Genomic DNA, 19,771 nt, shown 5'->3' with positions numbered 1-19,771 from the left:
GTCAGTGGAGGCGCATTATAGGGAGTAATTCTGAAGTGACAAGGATAAATTCAAAAAAAGAATTCAACCGCTCACTTTTCAACCAAACCAGGTGTTGAGCTTTAATTCTTGCCTGGTTTTTAAACAAAAACGAGCCCGTTGGGCCCGTTTTTGTCGTTTTGTGATTTACTGCACTGCCACAATACGGTCGTCTTTCACCACCAGCTCGACAGCTTTCCCCGGAACCAGCTCACCGGAAAGGATCTGCTGGGCTAACGGGTTCTCAATCTGCTGCTGAATAGCGCGTTTCAGTGGCCGCGCGCCGTATACCGGATCGTAACCGTTGGCGCTCAGCAACTTCAGCGCCTCATCGGACATCCGCACTTCATACCCACGCTCTTCCAGGCGTTTATACAAACGCTGCAGCTGGATCTGGGCAATAGAAGCAATGTGTTTCTCACCCAGAGGATGGAAGACCACCACTTCGTCGATACGGTTAATAAACTCCGGACGGAAGTTCTGGCTTACCACTCCCAGTACCAGATCCTTCATATGACCGTAGTCCAGTTCGCCAAACCGTTCCTGAATCAGATCGGAACCGAGGTTCGAGGTCATGATGACCACCGTATTACGGAAGTCGACCGTTCTCCCCTGCCCGTCGGTCAGACGCCCGTCGTCGAGTACCTGCAGCAGAATGTTGAACACATCCGGGTGCGCTTTTTCCACTTCATCCAGCAGAATGACGGAATAAGGACGACGACGCACCGCCTCGGTCAGGTAACCACCCTCTTCATAGCCGACGTATCCCGGAGGCGCACCGACCAGACGCGAGACGGAGTGTTTCTCCATAAACTCGGACATATCGATACGCACCATCGCGTCGTCGCTGTCGAACATAAAGTTAGCCAGCGTTTTACACAGCTCGGTTTTACCGACCCCGGTTGGACCGAGGAACAGGAACGAACCAATCGGCCGGTTCGGATCGGATAGCCCAGCGCGGCTACGGCGAATGGCGTTCGATACCGCTTCAACCGCCTCATCCTGGCCAATCACCCGATGATGCAGCTCCTGCTCCATACGCAGCAGTTTGTCGCGCTCGCTTTCCATCATCCGGGAGACCGGGATACCGGTCCAGCGGGCCAGCACTTCGGCGATCTCAGCATCCGTCACTTTATTACGCAGCAGACGCATGGTTTTCCCTTCGGACTGAGTGGCAGCCGTCAGCTGTTTCTCCAGTTCCGGAATTTTGCCGTACTGCAGCTCGGACATCCGCGCCAGATCGCCGACGCGACGCGCCTGTTCGATAGCGATTTTCGCCTGTTCCAGCTCGGCTTTAATAGTCTGGGTGCCGGAGAGAGAGGCTTTTTCCGCTTTCCACTCTTCTTCCAGTACCGAGTACTGACGCTCTTTATCCGCCAGCTCCTCGTTGAGGATATCGAGACGTTTCAGGCTCGCTTCATCAGACTCTTTCTTCAGCGCCTGCTGTTCCAGTTTCAGCTGGATAATACGTCTATCGAGACGGTCCAGCTCTTCCGGCTTGGAGTCGATCTGCATACGAATGCTGGACGCCGCCTCATCGATAAGGTCGATGGCTTTATCCGGCAGCTGACGGTCGGCAATATAGCGATGCGACAAGGTCGCCGCCGCGACAATCGCCGGGTCAGTGATCTGCACGTGGTGGTGCAGCTCGTAACGTTCTTTCAGGCCACGCAGAATAGCGATGGTATCTTCTACCGTCGGCTCGGCGACGAACACTTTCTGGAAGCGACGTTCCAGCGCGGCGTCTTTTTCGATGTACTGACGGTATTCATCAAGCGTCGTCGCCCCGACGCAGTGTAGTTCACCACGCGCCAGCGCCGGCTTCAGCATGTTACCCGCATCCATCGCACCGTCGGCTTTACCAGCGCCCACCATGGTATGCAGTTCGTCGATAAACAGAATGACGTTGCCTTCCTGTTTTGACAGGTCAGTCAGCACGCCTTTCAGACGCTCTTCAAACTCACCGCGGTATTTCGCCCCGGCCACCAGCGCCCCCATATCCAGCGCCAATACCCGACGGCCTTTCAACCCTTCTGGTACTTCGCCGTTGACGATACGCTGCGCCAGTCCTTCGACGATTGCCGTTTTACCCACCCCGGGTTCACCAATCAGTACCGGGTTGTTTTTGGTACGACGCTGCAGTACCTGGATGGTACGGCGAATCTCTTCATCACGGCCGATCACCGGATCCAGCTTGCCCTGCTCGGCTCGCTCGGTCAGATCGACGGTAAATTTCTTCAATGCCTGACGTTGGTCTTCGGCACCCTGATCGTTCACGCTTTCACCTCCGCGCATTTGTTCAATCGCCTGAGTCACGTTGGCGGTTGTTGCTCCGGCGGATTTTAAAAGGTCGGTCAGCGTACCGCGCGATTCAAGCGCCGCCAGAACGAACAGTTCCGACGAAATAAAGTTGTCCTTTTTCTTTTGCGCCAGCTTGTCGCAAAGGTTCAGGATCCGCACTAAATCCTGAGAAGGTTGTACATCGCCGCCGGTGCCTTCCACCTGCGGTAAACGGCTCAAGGCCTGCTCGATGTCAGTGCGTAGTTTCCCGGCATTGACGCCCGCCGAGGTTAATAAAGGACGTACCGATCCCCCTTCCTGATTCAGTAAGGCGCTCATTAAATGAAGAGGTTCGATGAATTGGTTGTCGTGCCCGAGTGCGAGTGACTGGGCATCGGCAAGAGCAAGCTGGAATTTATTGGTAAGACGATCCAGACGCATAACTCCTCCCATAAACAGGTCAAATTTGCTACTGGAGATTAAATGAGGTCATCCCTCAATTATTCAAGGTTAAAGACCTGAACTATGCGAAAAATAAGTTTGCCTTCTGGATCGTCTTGATTCTCTAGGTTATATCAGCCAAATGAAACTTGCCATACGACCGGTGGTCTTGTCGCGCCGGTAAGAGAAAAAATCATCCTTTTCGCTTAGCGTGCAGCGATCGCCGCCGAAAATCTGCTCAACGCCGACGTTTGCCAGACGCTGCCGAGCCAGTTGATAGATATCAGCAAAATATTTCTCGCCTGCCGGACGAAAAGCCCGGTGCGCATTCTCGTCTTTCGCCATAAAGGCATCCCGGACTTCCGGCCCCACCTCAAATGCCTGCGGACCAATGGCCGGGCCCAGCCACGCCATCATGTTTTCGGCTTTATCGGCGAAACGGGCAACCGTCTCTTCCAGAACCCCTTCGCATAAGCCGCGCCATCCCGCATGCGCCGCGGCGACTTCGGTGCCGTCGCGGTTACAGAACAGGACCGGCAGGCAGTCGGCGGTCATCACCGCACAGACGGTGCCTGGCGTACGACTATAAGAAGCATCTGCGCGTTTCGATGGATAGGGTCCGCCGTCCAGCGTCAGAACATCGGTGCCATGAACCTGCTCCAGCCAAACCGGGTAAGACGGCAAGCCACCGGCAGCAAACATCCGCCGCCGGTTTTCTTCAACATGCTGCAGATTGTCTCCGCAATGGGCGCCCAGGTTGAGCGAGTCATAGGGCGGCAGACTCACGCCGCCAATGCGGGTCGAACTACAGGCCGCCACGCTGCGGGGCATCGGCCACTGCGGTACAATCAGTTTAGTCATAACCAGTCAATATCGTCCTTATGGGCTTCAAAATCGGCACGCATCGCCTCGATGAGCTCGACCATATCCTGTGGGATGGGCGCGTGCCACTCCATTTCAATGCCAGTGATCGGGTGGTACAGACGCAGCATGGTGGCGTGCAGCGCCTGACGGTCGAATTTACGCAGCGCGGTGATGAACTCCTCCGACGCGCCCTTCGGCGGACGCGGCCGGCCGCCATATACCTGGTCACCCACCAGCGGATGGGTGATATGCGACATATGCACACGGATCTGGTGCGTACGACCGGTTTCCAGGCGCAGGCGCAGGCGGGTATGGATGCGGAAATGTTCCATAATGCGGTAGTGGGTCACCGCCGGTTTGCCCATCGGATGCACCGCCATATGGGTACGTTTCGTCGGGTGACGACTGATCGGCTCTTCCACTGTGCCACCGGAAGTCATATGACCGATGGCCACCGCTTCATACTCGCGAGTGATCTCGCGCAGCTGCAACGACTCCACCAGCCGGGTTTGTGCCGGAATGGTTTTCGCCACCACCATCAGACCGGTGGTGTCCTTATCCAGACGGTGCACGATCCCCGCGCGCGGCACATCGGCGATCGGCGGATAGTAGTGCAGCAGCGCATTCAGCACAGTACCGTCAGGGTTGCCCGCGCCAGGATGCACAACCAGATCGCGCGGTTTGTTAATCACGAGGATGTCATCATCTTCGTAAACGATATTGAGCGGAATATCCTGCGGCTGGAAGCGCGCCTCTTCTTCGATTTCGACATCGATAGCGATGTGCTCTCCCCCCAGCACTTTTTCTTTCGGCTTATCGCCAATGCTGCCATTGACTAATACGCGTTGGTCCAGGATCCATTCTTTTATCCGCGATCGCGAATAATCAGGGAACAATTCGGCCAAAGCCTGATCTAAGCGTTGACCGAGTTGATTTTCGGTCACCGTTGCGGTGAGTTGTACTCGTTGTGCCATATACAGCTTCTTCGTTTAACGTTGGGTTTTACGGCTTTGCCGTTTAATATAGTGTGCTATTGTAGCTGGTCTTAATCGGGAGCAGGAACAGAGATTCTCCCGCATAAACATTTTGAGGAAGTCAAAACGTCATGACGCGCATGAAATACCTGGTGGCAGCCGCCACACTGAGCCTGGCTTTGGTGGGTTGCTCCGGCTCTAAGGAAGAGGTGCCTGATAATCCGCCGAATGAAATCTACGCGACCGCCCAGCAAAAACTGCAGGACGGTAACTGGAAACAGGCGATAACGCAACTGGAAGCGTTGGATAACCGTTATCCATTCGGCCCTTATTCCCAACAGGTACAGCTGGATCTGATTTATGCGTATTACAAAAACGCCGATCTGCCGCTGGCTCAGGCGGCCATCGATCGCTTCATGCGTTTGAACCCCACCCACCCGAATATCGATTACGTCATCTATATGCGCGGCCTGACCAACATGGCCCTGGATGACAGCGCCCTGCAGGGCTTCTTTGGTGTCGATCGCTCTGACCGCGATCCACAGCACGCGCGCGATGCCTTCAATGACTTCTCCAAACTGGTGCGTGGTTACCCGAACAGCCAGTACGCCACTGACGCCTATAAACGTATGGTGTTCCTGAAAGATCGCCTGGCCAAATATGAGCTGTCGGTCGTGGATTACTACACCGACCGTGGCGCATGGGTTGCCGTCGTGAACCGCGTGGAAGGTATGATGCGTAACTATCCGGATACCCAGGCCACCCGCGATGCCCTGCCGAAGATGGAAAACGCCTATCGTCAGATGCAAATGAACGCCCAGGCGGACAAAGTCGCGAAGATAATCGCCGCGAACAGCAAGAACACCTGAGTCTGATTCATGGATCGCAAACGGCAGCCAGTGGCTGCCGTTTTTTTATACTTTATCCCGTCAAGCTGAAGCGGTTTAGCGCCGGGTTAACTCATCAAATATGGCCTGCTTTACCGGGTTCGACAAGTAAAATCTCACTTCTTCCTGCCCTGTCTCACAAAATGAATTCGTTGACAAAAAGTGACAATAAAATGTGATTTAGATCACGCTTTTTGACATTGGGAAAGGTATGCTGGATTCACCAAGACGGGAAAGACAAGAGGTAAAATTTATGACAATGAACATTACCAGTAAACAAATGGAAATTACTCCGGCAATCCGCCAGCATGTCGCAGACCGTCTCGCCAAACTGGATAAGTGGCAAACTCATTTAATCAACCCGCACATCATTCTGTCTAAGGAGCCGCAGGGTTTTATCGCTGATGCAACCATCAATACGCCAAACGGTCATCTGGTTGCCAGTGCGCGTCATGAAGATATGTACGCCGCCATTAACGAATTGATCAACAAGCTGGAACGGCAGCTGAATAAAGTGCAACACAAAGGGGAAGCCCGCCGCGCCGCAACATCGGTGAAAGAGGCAGGCTTTGTGGAAGAAGAAGAGTAATCCTTAACTTAAGTTGTGTCATGCCACGCGCCTTCGGGCGCGTTTTTTATTGACAGAGTGAAAACAGTACAGGTACTGTAATCCCCACTACCTCAAGGAATTTACCATGAAACGTGTCCCGTTCTTCTTCGCATTCTTTTTTACCTTCCCCTGACCGGGAGGCAATTCGTCGTATAAGAAAGAATGCGAAGACGAACAATAAGGCCTCCCACCCGGGAGGCCTTTTTTATTTGATAACAACAAAGGCAACATCTATGACCGAGGAAAACCCATTACTGGCGCTGCGCGATAAGATAAGCGCCCTGGACGAGAAACTGCTTGCTCTGCTGGCGGAGCGCCGCGGGCTGGCTGTTGAGGTTGGTAAAGCCAAACTGGCCTCCCACCGTCCAGTGCGTGATATTGACCGCGAACGCGATCTGCTGGAGCGTCTGATGACCATCGGCAAGCGCCATAATCTGGATGCGCACTACATCACCCGCCTGTTCCAGCTGATCATCGAAGACTCCGTCCTGACCCAACAAACCCTGCTGCAGCAGCATCTGAATAAAATTAATCCGCATTCGGCCCGCGTGGCCTTCCTTGGCCCTAAAGGCTCTTATTCGCATCTGGCGGCGCGTCAGTACGCCGCTCGCCATTTTGAGCAGTTTATTGAGAGCGGCTGCGCGAAGTTCGCCGATATTTTTAATCAGGTAGAGACCGGCCAGGCCGATTACGCCGTGGTGCCGATTGAAAACACCAGCTCTGGCGGGATCAACGACGTCTACGATCTGCTGCAGCACACCAGCCTGTCGATCGTTGGCGAGCTGACGATCCCTATCGATCATTGCGTGCTGGTTAGCACCTCGACGGATGCCGATAAAATTCAGACCGTCTACAGCCATCCGCAGCCGTTCCAGCAGTGCAGCCAGTATCTGAGCCGCTACCCGCACTGGAAGATTGAATATACCGAGAGCACCTCGGCGGCAATGGAAAAAGTGGCGCAGGCGAACTCCCCGACCGTTGCGGCACTAGGCAGCGAAGCGGGTGGCGCCCTGTATAGCCTGCAGGTGCTGGAGCACTGCCAGGCCAACCAGACGCAGAACATCACGCGCTTCCTCGTCCTGGCGCGCAAAGCGGTGAACGTCTCCGATCAGGTTCCGGCCAAGACCACGCTGTTAATGGCGACCGGTCAGCAGGCGGGCGCCCTGGTGGAAGCCCTGCTGGTGCTGCGCAACCACAATCTGATCATGACCAAACTGGAATCTCGCCCGATCCACGGCAATCCCTGGGAAGAGATGTTTTATCTCGATATTCAGGCCAACCTGGACTCGCTGCCCATGCGCAAGGCATTAAAGGAGCTGGCGGAAATCACCCGCTCCATGAAGGTCCTCGGTTGCTACCCCAGCGAAAACGTGGTGCCAGTGGATCCGGTTTAACGTTCGCGGAACGGTAATTTCTTCATCCCTGCCACCGCAACCGGCAGGGTGAAGATGGCGCCTGACAGCGGGTACTTCGCCAGCTCATCGTCCTCCATGTTTTCCCGGGTTGTGGTGATATAGAGCGTTTTCATATCCGCCCCACCGAAGCAGACCATTGTCGGACAACGAACCGGCATCGGGTAAGTCTCCAGCTCCTCGCCCTGCGGCGAGAAACGAGCAATCCGCCAGCCGTCAAACATCGCGCTCCAGTAACAGCCCTCCACATCGATCGCCGCCCCGTCAGGGATGCCTTCGCCCGGCTGGAAACGGCGAAACACCTCGCGTCGTCCAGGCTCACCCTGTTCATCCAGCGGCGTACGGTAGATCACGGCGTTCGGCGTATCAGAGGTATACATCCAGCGCTGGTCGGCGCTAAACGCCAGACCGTTGGCGCCATGGATATCACACTGGATCACTTTCGGCTTCAGGTCATTATCGACTCGCATCAGCAGCGCGCCGTTGTAATCCCCCGGCCCCCAGAAGGTGCCGGCATAAAAACGCCCCTCGCGATCGGTCCCACCATCGTTAAACCGCGCCAGCTCCGGATTGCTCGGATTATCACAGACTTTCCGCCGCAGCAGGCCGTGGGCGTCGGTCAGCCAGATGCCACTGCGTAATGCAACGATAAATCCGCCCTTCTCACGCAGGGAGAAACAGCCGACCTCCTCCGGAAACTGCAGCACCTGGTGTTCGCCGCTGCGGGTATCGTAGCGGTGGATTTCACACTCCATGATATCGGCCCAGTAGAGGGCCTGTTCAGCCTCGCTCCAGGTCGGGCATTCCGGCAGGTATCCGGTGTAGTCAAACAGCGGTTGTGGTTCAGCCATCGTTGTCATCCCTATAAAAAAAGCCAGCGGTCGCTGGCTTTATTGTATACATCTTTTTCGCTTTACTGCCGATTATCGTTCGCCTGACGCAGCAGCGTGCGGCTCTCGCTCTGGAAACGCTGAGCGTAATCGCCAAACCAATGTTCGACTTTACGGAAGCTGTCGATAAACGCCTGCTTATCGCCCTGCTCCAGCAAGCCAATCGCTTCGCCGAAACGCTGGTAATAGCGCTTAATCAGCGCCAGGTTATTTTCCGATGACATAATAATGTCGGCGTACAGCTGCGGATCCTGGGCAAACAGGCGCCCCACCATCGCCAGCTCCAGCCGGTAAATAGGTGACGAAAGCGCCAGCAGTTGCTCAAGACGTACATTCTCTTCTGCCAGGTGCAGGCCATAGGCGAAGGTGGCAAAGTGGCGCAGCGCCTGAATAAACGCCATGTTCTGATCGTGCTCAACGGCGCTGATGCGGTGCAGCCGCGCTCCCCAGACCTGAATTTGTTCGAGGAACCACTGATAGGCCTCCGGCTGGCGGCCATCACAATAGACCACCACCTGCTTCGCCAGGCTGCCGCTGTCCGGACCGAACATCGGGTGCAGGCCAAGAACCGGGCCCTGATGCGCTGCCAGCATCGCCTGCAGCGGCTCCGCTTTCACCGAGGCAAGGTCTACCAGAATGCAATCCGCCGGCAGCGGCGGCAGCCTGCCGATCGTCTCCACGGTGGTGTGAATCGGTACGCTGACGATGACCATGCCGGCATCGGCGACGATATCCGCCGCCCGCGCCCAATCCTCTTTTTCCAGAATACGCACCTGGTAGCCGGACAGCGTTAACATCTTCTCGAACAGACGCCCCATCTGCCCGCCGCCGCCGACGATGACCACCGGCCGCAGATTCGGGTGCAGGGTTTTGAAGCCTTTGTCGTTTTCGCTGGAATAGGATTCCCGCATCACGCGACGCAGAACATCCTCGATCAGATCCGGCGGTACGCCGAGCGCAGCCGCCTCTTCACGCCGGGAGGCGAGCATCGCCGCCTCGCGCTCCGGGACGTAAATCGGCAGACCATACTGGCTCTTCACCTCGCCGACTTCGGCCACCAGTTCCAGACGCTTAGCCAGCAGGCTAAGCAACGCTTTATCCACTTCATCAATTTGATCGCGTAACGCGGTCAGTTCAGCAACCATACTTTCCTCTTACACCAAACGGGCCGCCAGATGGCCGCGGAGATCCTTATCCAGTTCACGCAGCAGCGCATCGGTGGTTTCCCAGCTGATGCAGGCATCCGTCACCGAAACGCCGTATTTCATCGTCTCACGCGGCTGTTCAGAGGACTGATTGCCTTCGTGGATATTACTCTCGATCATCAGGCCGATAATGGAGCGGTTGCCATCTTTGATCTGTGCGACAACGGATTCAGCCACGGCTGGCTGGCGGCGGAAATCTTTATTGGAGTTCCCATGACTGCAATCTACCATCAGCGACGGTTTCAGTCCCGCCTGCGCCATCTCTTTTTCGCATTTCGCCACATCTTCCGGACCGTAGTTCGGCGCCTTACCGCCGCGCAGGATCACATGGCCGTTCGGATTACCCTGCGTTTGCAGCAGGCAGACCTGCCCGGCCTGGTTGATGCCGACGAAACGGTGCGGCATTGCCGCGGCGCGCATGGCGTTGATGGCCGTCGCCAGACTACCGTCGGTACCGTTTTTAAAGCCGACCGGCATCGACAGGCCAGAGGCCATTTCGCGGTGCGTTTGTGATTCCGTGGTACGTGCGCCGATAGCAGACCAGCTGAACAGATCGCCAAGGTATTGCGGGCTGTTCGGATCCAGTGCTTCCGTCGCCAGCGGCAGTCCCATATTGACGAGCTCGACCAGCAGACGACGCGCAATCTTCAGGCCGCCTTCAACATCAAACGAACCATCCATGTGCGGATCGTTAATCAGCCCCTTCCAGCCGACAGTGGTACGGGGTTTTTCAAAGTAGACGCGCATCACCAGGTAGAGGCTATCGCTGACCTCTGCGGCAAGAGCTTTAAATCGACGAGCATATTCAATCGCGGCTTCCGGATCGTGGATCGAGCAAGGGCCGCAAACCACCAGCAGGCGCGGATCGCGGCCGGCGATAATATCGGAGATAGTCTCACGGGCATGCGCAATCTGCGCTTCCTGTTCAACGCTTAGCGGGAATTCCGCCTTCAGTTGCTCCGGGGTCATTAACACATGTTCGTCGGTAATATGTACGTTATTCAGCGCGTCTTTTTGCATGATTGCGATCCTGTGTAGCTCGTTTGCGATAAAGGGTGCCTCAGCGGGCATGGCGTAACGATACCACACAAAGTAAAGAATTCAATCCATATTCCGTAAATTTTAATTTACACCAACAAATTAATTGCCACTTAACTCGACAAAATATGTACAAAAATGTTTACAAAGCCAAAATTCACAGCAAACTTGCGCGCTATCGCGATCGCGATTACGAAAAATCCTGGTGAGATTTGTCCCAAAGCAAAGGGCGCATGTAATGACGGGTTTTGTTAACAGTGGTATTCTGCGCCGGGCATCGGCAGCGGCTTTTCCCGCGCTATGGCGAATTTGACGGAAGCGTTAATGACAGTATTACACCGTCTTTTATTGACTGTATTTTTTCTCATCGCGGTATCTCCTGTTTTTGCTGCCGGACCTTCAGAACATGTTCGCGCTATTGTTTCCGGGATCGTGACCTACACCCGTTGGCCGGCATTAACAGGGGCGCCGAAGCTGTGCATTTTTGCCTCATCACGCTTCACCCATAGCCTGGCTCATGAAGATCCGGATGCCTTGCCCTATCAACCGGTGATAGTACGTAATAGTGAAGAAGCGTTAAAAACAACCTGCGATGGTTTTTATTTTGGTAGCGAATCGCCGACCCAACAGTCGGAATTAACTCGCCGCTATGGCCCGAAGCCGCTTTTACTCATCGCAGAACAAAATACGGATTGCTCCATTGGTAGCGCGTTTTGCCTGATCATCAACGACGACAGGGTCCGCTTCTCCGTTAATCTGGACGTTCTGACGCACAGCGGGGTCCGGGTTAACCCGGACGTCCTGATGCTTGCCCGGAAAAAACCACATGAATAAGGACTTTTCACAGACCGCGCGCCCGACATTTAAACGCGCGCTTCGTCGAATTAGCGTGATAAGCGTGGTGATCTCCATGACGCTGGTCTGGCTGCTGCTAAGCACAGCCTCAATCTTCACGCTCAAGCAGTACGCGCAGAAAAATCTAGAGCTCACTGCCGCGACCATGGGTCGCAGCCTCGAAGCCGCCCTGGTGTTTGGCGATAGCGCGGCGGCGGAGGAGACCCTTGCTTCACTGGGGAAGCAAGGGCAGATTTCCCAGGCGATTGTGCTCAACGGCCAGAAGCAGCACTTCGCCGCATGGCGCCATGAACCGCTGGCCAACAAAGAACAAGTGAGCGGCCTTATCAGTCAATGGCTGTTTCCGGAGCCCACGGTGCAGCCCATCTGGCACCAGGGCAAACAAATCGGCGAGCTGCGACTGACCGCGCTTGATGAACTGATCAGCCACTTTCTCGGTATCTCGATTCTGGTACTGACCGGCAGCATTCTGCTCGCCTCATTCATCGCCCTGCTGCTGACCCACTCCCTGCACCGGGGGATCGTCACCGCCCTGCAGAGCATTACCGAGGTTGTGCACGATATTCGTGAAAACCGTCATTTCTCACGTCGGGTGCCCGAGGAGCGTATTGAGGAATTCCATCTTTTCGCCCAGGACTTTAACAGCCTGCTGGGGGAGATGGAGGACTGGCAGCGCCAGCTGCAGGCCAAGAATGCCCAGCTGTTGCGTAGCTCGCTTCATGACCCGCTGACCGGCCTGGCTAACCGCGCCGCCTTTCGCAACGCGCTCGCCGAACTGATGAAGAACGAGGTGGATCACCAGACCTCGGCATTACTGTTTCTTGATGGCGATAACTTCAAGCTGATCAATGACAACTGGGGGCACGCGGCAGGCGATAAAGTGCTGACGGAGGTCGCCAGCCGCCTGATGGCCTTCGCCGGAAAACGCCATCTGGCGTGGCGTCTCGGCGGCGATGAGTTTGCCGTTCTGCTGCGTGAGGTGCGCTCGGAAGCCGAAGTGCAGGCTCTGTGCCAGGCGCTGTCGGAACAATTTCTTCCGCCATTCAACCTGCACAATGGCCATAGCGCCACGCTCTCGCTGAGCGTCGGTTATGCCCTGGCGTGGGAGCACGCCACCGCGGAATCACTGCAAGAACTTGCCGATCAGAATATGTATCGCATGAAAAACCAACGTATCCAGCAGACGCTGAAATAATAAAGGACTCATTATGCTCAGAAAATATTTCGTCCCCGCCCTGATGGCGGCGGCGCTTTTGACAGGTTGCCAGGCTCCTCAGGGAAAATTTACCCCCGAGCAGGTGGCGGCGATGAAATCTTACGGCTTCACTGAAAGCAATGGCGATTGGTCCCTGGGCTTATCCGATAGCATCCTGTTTGACAAGAATGACTACCGACTACGTCCCGACAGCCGCCAGCAGATCACCACGATGGCCTCGCGGCTGGCGGCGACCGGGATCACCCATAGCCGCCTTGAAGGCCACACCGATAATTACGGTGAGGATAGCTATAACGAAGCCCTGTCGCTTAAGCGCGCCAATAGCGTAGCCGATGCCTGGGCGGAAGGCGCCCATGTCCCGCGCAGTCATTTAGTCACCCGCGGCCTTGGCAAGAAATACCCGATCGCCAGCAACGACACGGCGGCCGGGCGCGCTGAAAACCGCCGGGTCACGGTGGTCATCAGCACGCCGTAAGCCTTCGCTTAATCGCTGGACTTCGCCATCCTCATTGCCGTTGCCGCGCGCCAGCGCAGGTAGTCAACGGCAATGAACAGCACCAGACTTGCCCCCATCAATGGCATGGCCAGACCCAGGGCTAACGCTATCCCCAGTACCAGCCCACGGGCAGGCCAGGCGAGCGACAGCCATGCCTGCAGCAGCGAATGCGCCGGATCCCAGACCGCCTGAGGCGGACGGCGGATCCACCACAGCCGGTAGCCCACGCCGATGGTGACGCACAGCGCGCAGCCGAACCCTACCAGCAGCAACTGATTCACCAGACCAAAGAGGACGCCCATGTGGAAATCGACGCCCCAGCGGGTGAGCTTCGCCATCAGCGGGAAGTCGGCGAACCGGGTGCGATCCACCACCTGCATCGTGGCGCCATCGATCGCCACCGCGTCCACCTGCGTCGGCCAGCGGCGGTCGATCTCATTTACCGTCCAGGCACGTTCCTTCGAAACCGGCGGACGGATCTCCAGCCGGCTGGCGTTCAGCCCCGCCTGACGGGCCACCGCCAGCACCAGGTCAAACTGCGCTGGCTGCAGCACTGACTGATGCTGCATGGCCATCCCGTCCATATGATGCCCGGCATGAGGATCGTGCGCCATCGGCGCCTCACCGTGCAGCAGGGTATTCACCTGCGGCGTCCACCAGCCGAAAGCCGCCCGCATTTTATCCACATTACCGCCAGCCCATTGCGACCAGGTCAGGCCGGTGGCGGAGAAGAGCAGCATGCCCAGCAGTAAGCCCCAGCCCAGCGTCACGTGCAACCGACGATGATTCTGCAGGGCGTTATTGATCCGCCGTTTTGGACGTGTCATCGCCCACAGGGCAATGCCACCCAGTGCTGCAACCCACATCCATGAGGCAGCCAGTTCGCTGTATAACCGCCCGCTGTCGCCCAGCAGCAGCGAACGATGCGCATAATCAATCCACTGGCGCAGCGGCAGGATGCCGCTGGTACCGTAGACCGTCATATCGCCCTTCACCCGTAGCGAGATCGGATCGACGAAAATGGCCCGGGATTCTGACTCGCCCAGGCTCGGGTCAACAAACATAATCCGGGTGGTCTCCCCCATCGCGAGGGCCGGCCGCACCGCCAGTAGCCGAAGATTACCCTGGGTCGCTTCTTCCGCCACTGCAATCTGGGCGCTGAGCGGCTGCGGGGTCCCGTCGGCAAGGCCATGCAGCGCGTCGTGATAGAGCCAGTTTTCCAGCTGCGGCGTCGCCACGTACAGCGTGCCGGTCAGGGCAGCGACAAAGATAAACGGTCCGATAAACAGTCCGATGTAGAAATGGAGGCGACGCAGCAGGTTTAACCATGCCGCGCGCGAGGTGCAGGTTGTCATACTCTTCCTTTTTTAAAGCAAAAGAGGTTATTGCGCCGTGCGCAGATTGATTTTTATTAAAGGGAAAAAGCAGACAGCCGCGGCGGGGCGCGGGTTTCAGGGTAGAGCCAGGGGAAGTAGTGCCAGTGTTTTAATACCGGGCGAGAAGCCGGCAGGCGAATACGCCGCAGGAGCATGGCGACGAACAGCGCCAGCGCGAAAAGCAGCCCCGGGACATGGGCTAACAGCACGCAATAGCCACACGCTTCGGCATGGTCCAGCGGCAGTTCGTGTCCGGTATGCGTGGCGCCGTCTGTGCTATGCATCATCGCCATCTCGTGGTCGGGCATTTGCGCCATGCTCGCGGACGAGCTGTCCATCATCATGGCGTGATGCATGCCGGGCATCGCGCTCATGGGGTCTTTTTGCAGGGAGATGGAGATCAGGGGGGCCACGACGATCAACAGGATCGCCAACAGTGCCAGCCAGGCGGCTCGCCGTTTAGGTGTCGTTTGCTGGAAACTGTTGCTGACCACCGCCCCTCCGAATAGAGGGCGTATTGTAAATGATTTACATCACGATGGTTACAACAAAGATAAAAAAAGGGCCAGCCATCTGGCCAGCCCTTCTGTCAGGATGTCGCGAAAGCGAATCTTAGTTAAGACGCTCTTTGATACGAGCAGACTTACCAGTACGCTCACGCAGGTAGTACAGTTTAGCTTTACGTACAGCACCACGACGTTTAACAGCAATGCTGTCAACTACCGGAGAGTGAGTCTGGAAGACACGCTCAACGCCTTCGCCGTTGGAAATTTTGCGAACAGTGAATGCAGAGTGCAGACCGCGGTTACGAATAGCGATAACCACGCCCTCGAATGCCTGCAGACGTTTTTTGGAACCTTCAACAACCCATACTTTCACTTCCACGGTATCACCCGGACGGAAGGAAGGTACGTCCTGCTTCATCTGTTCTTGTTCAAGTTGCTTAATAATGTTGCTCATAATTTAATCTCTTATCCTGGGTAAACTGATATTGGGGGCTCACGCCTGCCCATCATGTTTATGCTGCTGTTGCGCGTGTTCGCTTTTGAACTGCGCCAGCAACTTTGCTTGCTCTTCAGTCAGAGCCAGGTTTTCCAGAAGTTCAGGTCTTCTAAGCCAGGTGCGGCCCAGCGACTGCTTCAGACGCCAGCGACGTATCTCAGCATGGTTTCCCGACAGCAATACTGGCGGTACTTCCATCTCTTCTAACACTTCAGGACGGGTATAGTGCGGGCAATCCAGCAACCCATCAGCAAAGGAATCTTCCGTTGCCGAAGCTTCATGGCCCAGTACTCCCGGAATGAACCGGGAAACGGAGTCAATCAGCGTCATTGCCGGTAACTCACCACCGCTGAGAACGTAATCGCCGATTGACCATTCTTCGTCAATTTCGGTTTGGATTACGCGCTCGTCTATCCCTTCGTAGCGACCGCACACCAGAATCAGTTTCTGATTCGTTGCCAGTTCGCTGACGCCCGCTTGATCAAGCTTGCGTCCCTGAGGTGACAGATAAATCACCTTCGCGCCTTCACCTGCCGCGGCTTTTGCTGCATGAATAGCATCCCGTAAAGGTTGCACCATCATTAGCATCCCCGGTCCGCCGCCGTAAGGACGATCGTCCACGGTACGGTGCCGGTCATGAGCGAAGTCGCGAGGACTCCAGCTTTCGATGCTCAGCAGGCCATTTTTTACTGCCCGGCCAGTTACCCCGTAATCGGTAATTGCGCGGAACATTTCAGGAAACAGGCTAATTATGCCAATCCACATAGCGCCGTCTTTTACCGTTTATCCGGAGAATTTAAAAACCAGGATCCCAATCTACTTCGATAGTACGCGTAGTGAGATCGACTTTCTTGATAACCTGCCCATCGAGGAACGGAACCAACCGCTCCTTGATGCCAAATGCATCTTTCAGGTTTGCCTTGATGACGAGTACGTCATTAGACCCGGTTTCCATCATATCAATGACTTTACCGAGGCTATAGCCTTCCGTCGTAACTACCTGGCAGCCCATCAGGTCTTTCCAGTAGTAGTCACCCTCTTCCAGCTCCGGCAACTGCGATGAATCCACGATAATTTCGCAATTAGTCAGTAGATTCGCGGCATCACGATCGTCAACGCCTTTCAGCTTGATGATGATGTCCTGATTGTGGTGGCGCCAGCCTTCCAGCTCAACAACCTGCCACTGACCCGCCTTCTGGATTAACCAGGGCTGATAGTCAAAAATGCTTTCGGCGTCTTCGGTGGAGGAAAACACTCTGAGCCAACCACGGATACCGTAGGAAGAACCCATTTTCCCCAATACGATCGGATCAACAGGTGCTTGTGCGGTGTGTTGCTTGCTCATCATGACCACCGTGACAGATTAAGCTGCTTTGTTAGCGGCTTTGATCAGCGCGGCAACGCGATCGGAAACAGTAGCGCCCAGGCCAACCCAGTGAGCGATACGATCCAGATCCAGGCGAGTTTCTTCTTCCGCGCCGCTAGCGATCGGGTTGAAGAAACCAACGCGCTCGATGAAGCGACCGTTGCGTGCATTACGGCTGTCGGTGACAACAACCTGGTAGAACGGACGCTTTTTAGCGCCGTGACGTGCTAAACGAATAGTTACCATAACATCCTCTTGTGTGAATAAAACAACCGGGCCCCATCGAGGAACGGAGCCCGGTGTCATATTAAAAGCCCGAAAATTTTACTGATTTCTGGGGAAAATGCAATCAGCAGTTGATAAGTCTGCTGTAAAAGGCCGTCGGCGGTGCAGCCTGTTTAGTACCGGCGTGCGCGCAACCACTGGAACGTACAGGTAGTACGTGAGGATGGCGAGCACACCCCGGCGCTAAAATGGCAAACAAGATAGCCTTATACCCTTGTTTTTAACGGCCCGGGAAGCCTGGCGGCATCATCCCTTTCATCCCGCGCATCATCTTCATCATGCCGCCTTTCGACTTCATCTTCTTCATCATGCGCTGCATGTCGTCGAACTGCTTGAGCAGACGGTTCACATCCTGCACCTGCATCCCGCAGCCGGCGGCGATACGGCGCTTACGTGAACCTTTGATGATTTCCGGTTTGGCGCGCTCTTTCAGGGTCATCGAGTTGATGATGGCTTCCATACGCACCAGCACTTTGTCGTCCATCTGCGCTTTCACGTTGTCCGGGATCTGGCCCATACCCGGCAGCTTGCCCATCAGGCTGGCCATGCCGCCCATGTTTTTCATCTGACGCAGCTGCTCAAGGAAGTCCGTCAGATCGAAACCGTCGCCTTTCTTCAGTTTGGAGGCCAGCTTCTCGGCCTGCGCGCGGTCAACTTTGCTCTCGATATCTTCGATCAGCGACAGCACGTCGCCCATGCCGAGGATGCGGGAAGCGACGCGGTCCGGATGGAACGGCTCCAGCGCTTCGGTTTTCTCGCCGACGCCGAGGAATTTAATCGGTTTGCCGGTAATATGGCGAATCGACAGCGCCGCGCCGCCGCGGGCGTCGCCGTCCACTTTAGTCAGCACCACGCCGGTCAGCGGCAGCGCTTCGTTAAAGGCCTTCGCGGTATTCGCCGCATCCTGACCGGTCATCGCATCGACGACGAACAGGGTTTCAACCGGGTTAATGGCGGCGTGGACGTGCTTGATTTCGTCCATCATCGCTTCGTCAACGTGCAGACGACCGGCGGTATCCACCAGCAGCACGTCGTAGAATTTGAGTTTCGCTTCTTTCAGCGCCGCATTGACGATATCCACCGGCTTCTGGCCGACGTCAGACGGGAAGAAATCGACGCCGACCTGCTCGGCCAGGGTTTCCAGCTGTTTGATCGCCGCCGGGCGGTAAACGTCCGCGGAAACGACCAGCACTTTCTTCTTGTGCTTCTCGCGCAGGAATTTCCCCAGCTTACCGACGCTGGTGGTTTTACCGGCACCCTGCAGACCCGCCATCAGCACCACGGCCGGCGGCTGCGCGGCCAGGTCGAGCGTCTGGTTCTCTTCGCCCATCGCCGCCACCAGCTCGTTGCGGACGATTTTGACGAACTCCTGACCCGGGGTCAGGCTTTTATTGACTTCATGGCCGACCGCGCTCTCTTTCACGCGGCTGATGAAATCACGAACCACCGGAAGCGCAACGTCCGCTTCCAGCAGCGCCATGCGCACTTCGCGCAGGGTGTCTTTAATATTGTCTTCTGTAAGGCGTCCGCGGCCGCTAATGTTGCGCAGCGTACGCGACAAACGATCGGTTAAATTATCAAACATTGTCTCTCGCCTGAGGTGGAAACGGTCGGTCGCCGCAGCGACACACAAAACGAATGTGGCGGAGTATAACACGACATCAATCTGAATGTGCTGCAACGGTTGGAGCAGAGGCCTGCTGACGTTATACTGCTTCTCTTTCTTATTTAGCCAACAGCCGACACCTATGCCTGTTTTTGCTCTACTCGCCCTTGTCGCCTACTCCGTCAGCCTCGCGCTGATTATCCCCGGCTTGCTGCAAAAAAACAGCAGCTGGCGGCGAATGGCGATTTTATCTGCGACTATCGCGTTGATCTGCCATGCTTTTGCGCTGGAAGCACGGATATTCCCCGGCGGCGAGAGCGGGCAAAACCTCAGCTTACTGAACGTCGGGTCGCTGGTCAGCCTGATGATCTGTACGGTGATGACTATCGTGGCCTCGCGCAATCGCGGCTGGCTGCTGCTGCCTATCGTCTATGCCTTCGCGCTGATCAATCTGGCCTTCGCCACTTTCGTGCCTAACGAATATATCACCCACCTTGAAACCACCCCGGGGATGCTGGTGCATATCGGCCTGTCGCTCTTCTCGTACGCCACGCTGATCATCGCCGCGCTGTATGCGCTGCAGCTGGCGTGGATCGACTACCAGTTAAAGAATAAAAAGCTGGCCTTCAGCAGCGAAATGCCGCCGCTGATGAGCATCGAGCGCAAAATGTTCCACATCACCCAGGTCGGCGTGGTGCTGCTGACTCTGACGCTGTGCAGCGGCCTGTTCTATATGCACAATCTGTTCAGCAGCGAAAACATTGATAAAGCGGTGCTGTCGATTATTGCGTGGTTCGTCTATATCGTTCTGCTGTGGGGCCACTATCATGAAGGGTGGCGCGGACGTCGCGTGGTCTGGTTCAGCGTCGCTGGCGCCGGTCTGCTGACGCTGGCCTATTTTGGTAGCCGCGTGCTGCAGCAGTTCGTGAGCTAAGTCTTTTAAGGAATCC

General features: G+C 56.0%; 21 protein-coding genes and 1 other annotated feature. Of the genes, 8 read left to right on the top strand and 13 right to left on the bottom strand.

The features are described 5' to 3' along the window. Positions 1–165: 165 nt before the first annotated feature. The 3 genes from clpB to rluD form a co-directional block, all read right to left on the bottom strand. Positions 166–2,739, bottom strand: coding sequence for an ATP-dependent chaperone ClpB (gene clpB / locus HMPREF3142_RS15830; protein WP_070612216.1), 2,574 nt, complete (start codon positions 2,737–2,739; stop codon positions 166–168). A gap of 129 nt (positions 2,740–2,868) precedes the next feature. Then, entirely contained in the window at positions 2,869–3,600 is a 732-nt protein-coding gene (gene yfiH / locus HMPREF3142_RS15825) for a purine nucleoside phosphorylase YfiH (RefSeq protein WP_008806081.1), read from the bottom strand. After that, positions 3,597–4,577 carry a 23S rRNA pseudouridine(1911/1915/1917) synthase RluD gene (gene rluD, locus HMPREF3142_RS15820; protein WP_012967426.1) on the bottom strand — a complete coding sequence of 327 codons (981 nt, stop codon included), beginning with the start codon at positions 4,575–4,577 and terminating at the stop codon, positions 3,597–3,599. Before rluD ends, yfiH begins: the two co-directional genes overlap by 4 nt. A 131-nt stretch (positions 4,578–4,708) precedes the next feature. Between rluD and bamD the strand changes: the two genes are divergently transcribed. The 4 genes from bamD to pheA all read left to right on the top strand — a co-directional run bounded on the left by bamD (position 4,709) and on the right by pheA (position 7,468). Continuing rightward, entirely contained in the window at positions 4,709–5,446 is a 738-nt protein-coding gene (gene bamD, locus HMPREF3142_RS15815; protein ID WP_004145664.1) for an outer membrane protein assembly factor BamD, read from the top strand. A 271-nt stretch (positions 5,447–5,717) separates the two neighbouring features. Beyond that, a complete protein-coding gene (gene raiA, locus HMPREF3142_RS15810; protein ID WP_002914111.1) occupies positions 5,718–6,053 on the top strand; it encodes a ribosome-associated translation inhibitor RaiA in 336 nt (111 codons plus the stop codon). A gap of 105 nt (positions 6,054–6,158) precedes the next feature. Continuing rightward, positions 6,159–6,283 (top strand) — a sequence feature (Phe leader region). Beyond that, a complete protein-coding gene (gene pheL / locus HMPREF3142_RS29070) occupies positions 6,160–6,207 on the top strand; it encodes a pheA operon leader peptide PheL (RefSeq protein WP_100632159.1) in 48 nt (15 codons plus the stop codon). (Overlaps the previous feature by 48 nt.) Positions 6,284–6,307: 24 nt before the next feature. Then, complete coding sequence (gene pheA / locus HMPREF3142_RS15805; RefSeq protein ID WP_070612215.1) at positions 6,308–7,468, top strand: bifunctional chorismate mutase/prephenate dehydratase; 1,161 nt, start codon at positions 6,308–6,310, stop codon at positions 7,466–7,468. Here pheA and HMPREF3142_RS15800 read toward each other — a convergent pair. From HMPREF3142_RS15800 to aroF, 3 genes are all read right to left on the bottom strand, one after another. Next, positions 7,465–8,337, bottom strand: a complete 873-nt coding sequence (locus tag HMPREF3142_RS15800) for an SMP-30/gluconolactonase/LRE family protein (protein WP_012540844.1) — start codon at positions 8,335–8,337, stop codon at positions 7,465–7,467. The genes pheA and HMPREF3142_RS15800 overlap by 4 nt on opposite strands. Positions 8,338–8,399: 62 nt before the next feature. Further along, positions 8,400–9,521 (bottom strand): bifunctional chorismate mutase/prephenate dehydrogenase, encoded by a 1,122-nt coding sequence (gene tyrA / locus HMPREF3142_RS15795; protein ID WP_048267971.1) that lies wholly within the window; start codon positions 9,519–9,521, stop codon positions 8,400–8,402. A 9-nt stretch (positions 9,522–9,530) separates the two neighbouring features. Next, positions 9,531–10,601, bottom strand: coding sequence for a 3-deoxy-7-phosphoheptulonate synthase AroF (gene aroF, locus HMPREF3142_RS15790; RefSeq protein ID WP_008806086.1), 1,071 nt, complete (start codon positions 10,599–10,601; stop codon positions 9,531–9,533). 342 nt (positions 10,602–10,943) lie between these two features. Between aroF and HMPREF3142_RS15785 the strand changes: the two genes are divergently transcribed. The 3 genes from HMPREF3142_RS15785 to HMPREF3142_RS15775 are packed head-to-tail and all read left to right on the top strand — an operon-like array spanning position 10,944 to position 13,165. Then, the gene (locus tag HMPREF3142_RS15785; protein ID WP_012540842.1) at positions 10,944–11,453 is read left to right on the top strand and encodes a regulatory sequestration protein YfiR; all 510 of its coding nucleotides are present in this window, start codon (positions 10,944–10,946) and stop codon (positions 11,451–11,453) included. Then, on the top strand, positions 11,446–12,669 hold the full coding sequence (dgcN, locus tag HMPREF3142_RS15780) for a diguanylate cyclase DgcN/YfiN (protein WP_008806088.1): 1,224 nt from the start codon (positions 11,446–11,448) through the stop codon (positions 12,667–12,669). The genes HMPREF3142_RS15785 and dgcN overlap by 8 nt, the downstream gene beginning before the upstream one ends. Positions 12,670–12,682: 13 nt before the next feature. Then, complete coding sequence (locus tag HMPREF3142_RS15775; RefSeq protein WP_008806089.1) at positions 12,683–13,165, top strand: OmpA family protein; 483 nt, start codon at positions 12,683–12,685, stop codon at positions 13,163–13,165. Between the two features lie 8 nt (positions 13,166–13,173). Here the strand turns inward: HMPREF3142_RS15775 and HMPREF3142_RS15770 are convergent, their stop codons facing one another. From HMPREF3142_RS15770 to ffh, 7 genes are all read right to left on the bottom strand, one after another. Next, positions 13,174–14,541 (bottom strand): PepSY-associated TM helix domain-containing protein, encoded by a 1,368-nt coding sequence (locus HMPREF3142_RS15770; RefSeq protein WP_043876179.1) that lies wholly within the window; start codon positions 14,539–14,541, stop codon positions 13,174–13,176. 56 nt (positions 14,542–14,597) lie between these two features. Then, the gene (locus HMPREF3142_RS15765; protein ID WP_043876178.1) at positions 14,598–15,056 is read right to left on the bottom strand and encodes a DUF2946 domain-containing protein; all 459 of its coding nucleotides are present in this window, start codon (positions 15,054–15,056) and stop codon (positions 14,598–14,600) included. Between the two features lie 118 nt (positions 15,057–15,174). Beyond that, positions 15,175–15,522, bottom strand: a complete 348-nt coding sequence (gene rplS, locus HMPREF3142_RS15760) for a 50S ribosomal protein L19 (RefSeq protein ID WP_002914145.1) — start codon at positions 15,520–15,522, stop codon at positions 15,175–15,177. A gap of 39 nt (positions 15,523–15,561) precedes the next feature. Continuing rightward, positions 15,562–16,329: a tRNA (guanosine(37)-N1)-methyltransferase TrmD gene (gene trmD / locus HMPREF3142_RS15755; protein ID WP_008806092.1), complete on the bottom strand. Its 768-nt coding sequence runs from the start codon at positions 16,327–16,329 to the stop codon at positions 15,562–15,564. A gap of 31 nt (positions 16,330–16,360) precedes the next feature. Further along, complete coding sequence (gene rimM, locus HMPREF3142_RS15750) at positions 16,361–16,909, bottom strand: ribosome maturation factor RimM (protein WP_008806093.1); 549 nt, start codon at positions 16,907–16,909, stop codon at positions 16,361–16,363. A gap of 18 nt (positions 16,910–16,927) precedes the next feature. Further along, on the bottom strand, positions 16,928–17,176 hold the full coding sequence (gene rpsP, locus HMPREF3142_RS15745) for a 30S ribosomal protein S16 (RefSeq protein ID WP_012540839.1): 249 nt from the start codon (positions 17,174–17,176) through the stop codon (positions 16,928–16,930). 259 nt (positions 17,177–17,435) lie between these two features. Continuing rightward, positions 17,436–18,800: a signal recognition particle protein gene (ffh, locus tag HMPREF3142_RS15740; protein ID WP_002914152.1), complete on the bottom strand. Its 1,365-nt coding sequence runs from the start codon at positions 18,798–18,800 to the stop codon at positions 17,436–17,438. Positions 18,801–18,963: 163 nt separating this feature from the next. On the opposite strand from ffh, the gene HMPREF3142_RS15735 reads away from it, so the two are divergent. Continuing rightward, on the top strand, positions 18,964–19,755 hold the full coding sequence (locus HMPREF3142_RS15735; protein WP_002914153.1) for a cytochrome C assembly family protein: 792 nt from the start codon (positions 18,964–18,966) through the stop codon (positions 19,753–19,755). Positions 19,756–19,771: the final 16 nt, after the last annotated feature.

It is taken from the genome of Klebsiella sp. HMSC16C06, from assembly GCF_001808325.1.
GTDB classification, from domain to species: Bacteria; Pseudomonadota; Gammaproteobacteria; order Enterobacterales; family Enterobacteriaceae; genus Klebsiella; species Klebsiella variicola.
The sequence above is the reverse complement of the archived record's forward strand: the minus strand, read 5'-3'. Positions and strand labels throughout refer to the sequence as shown.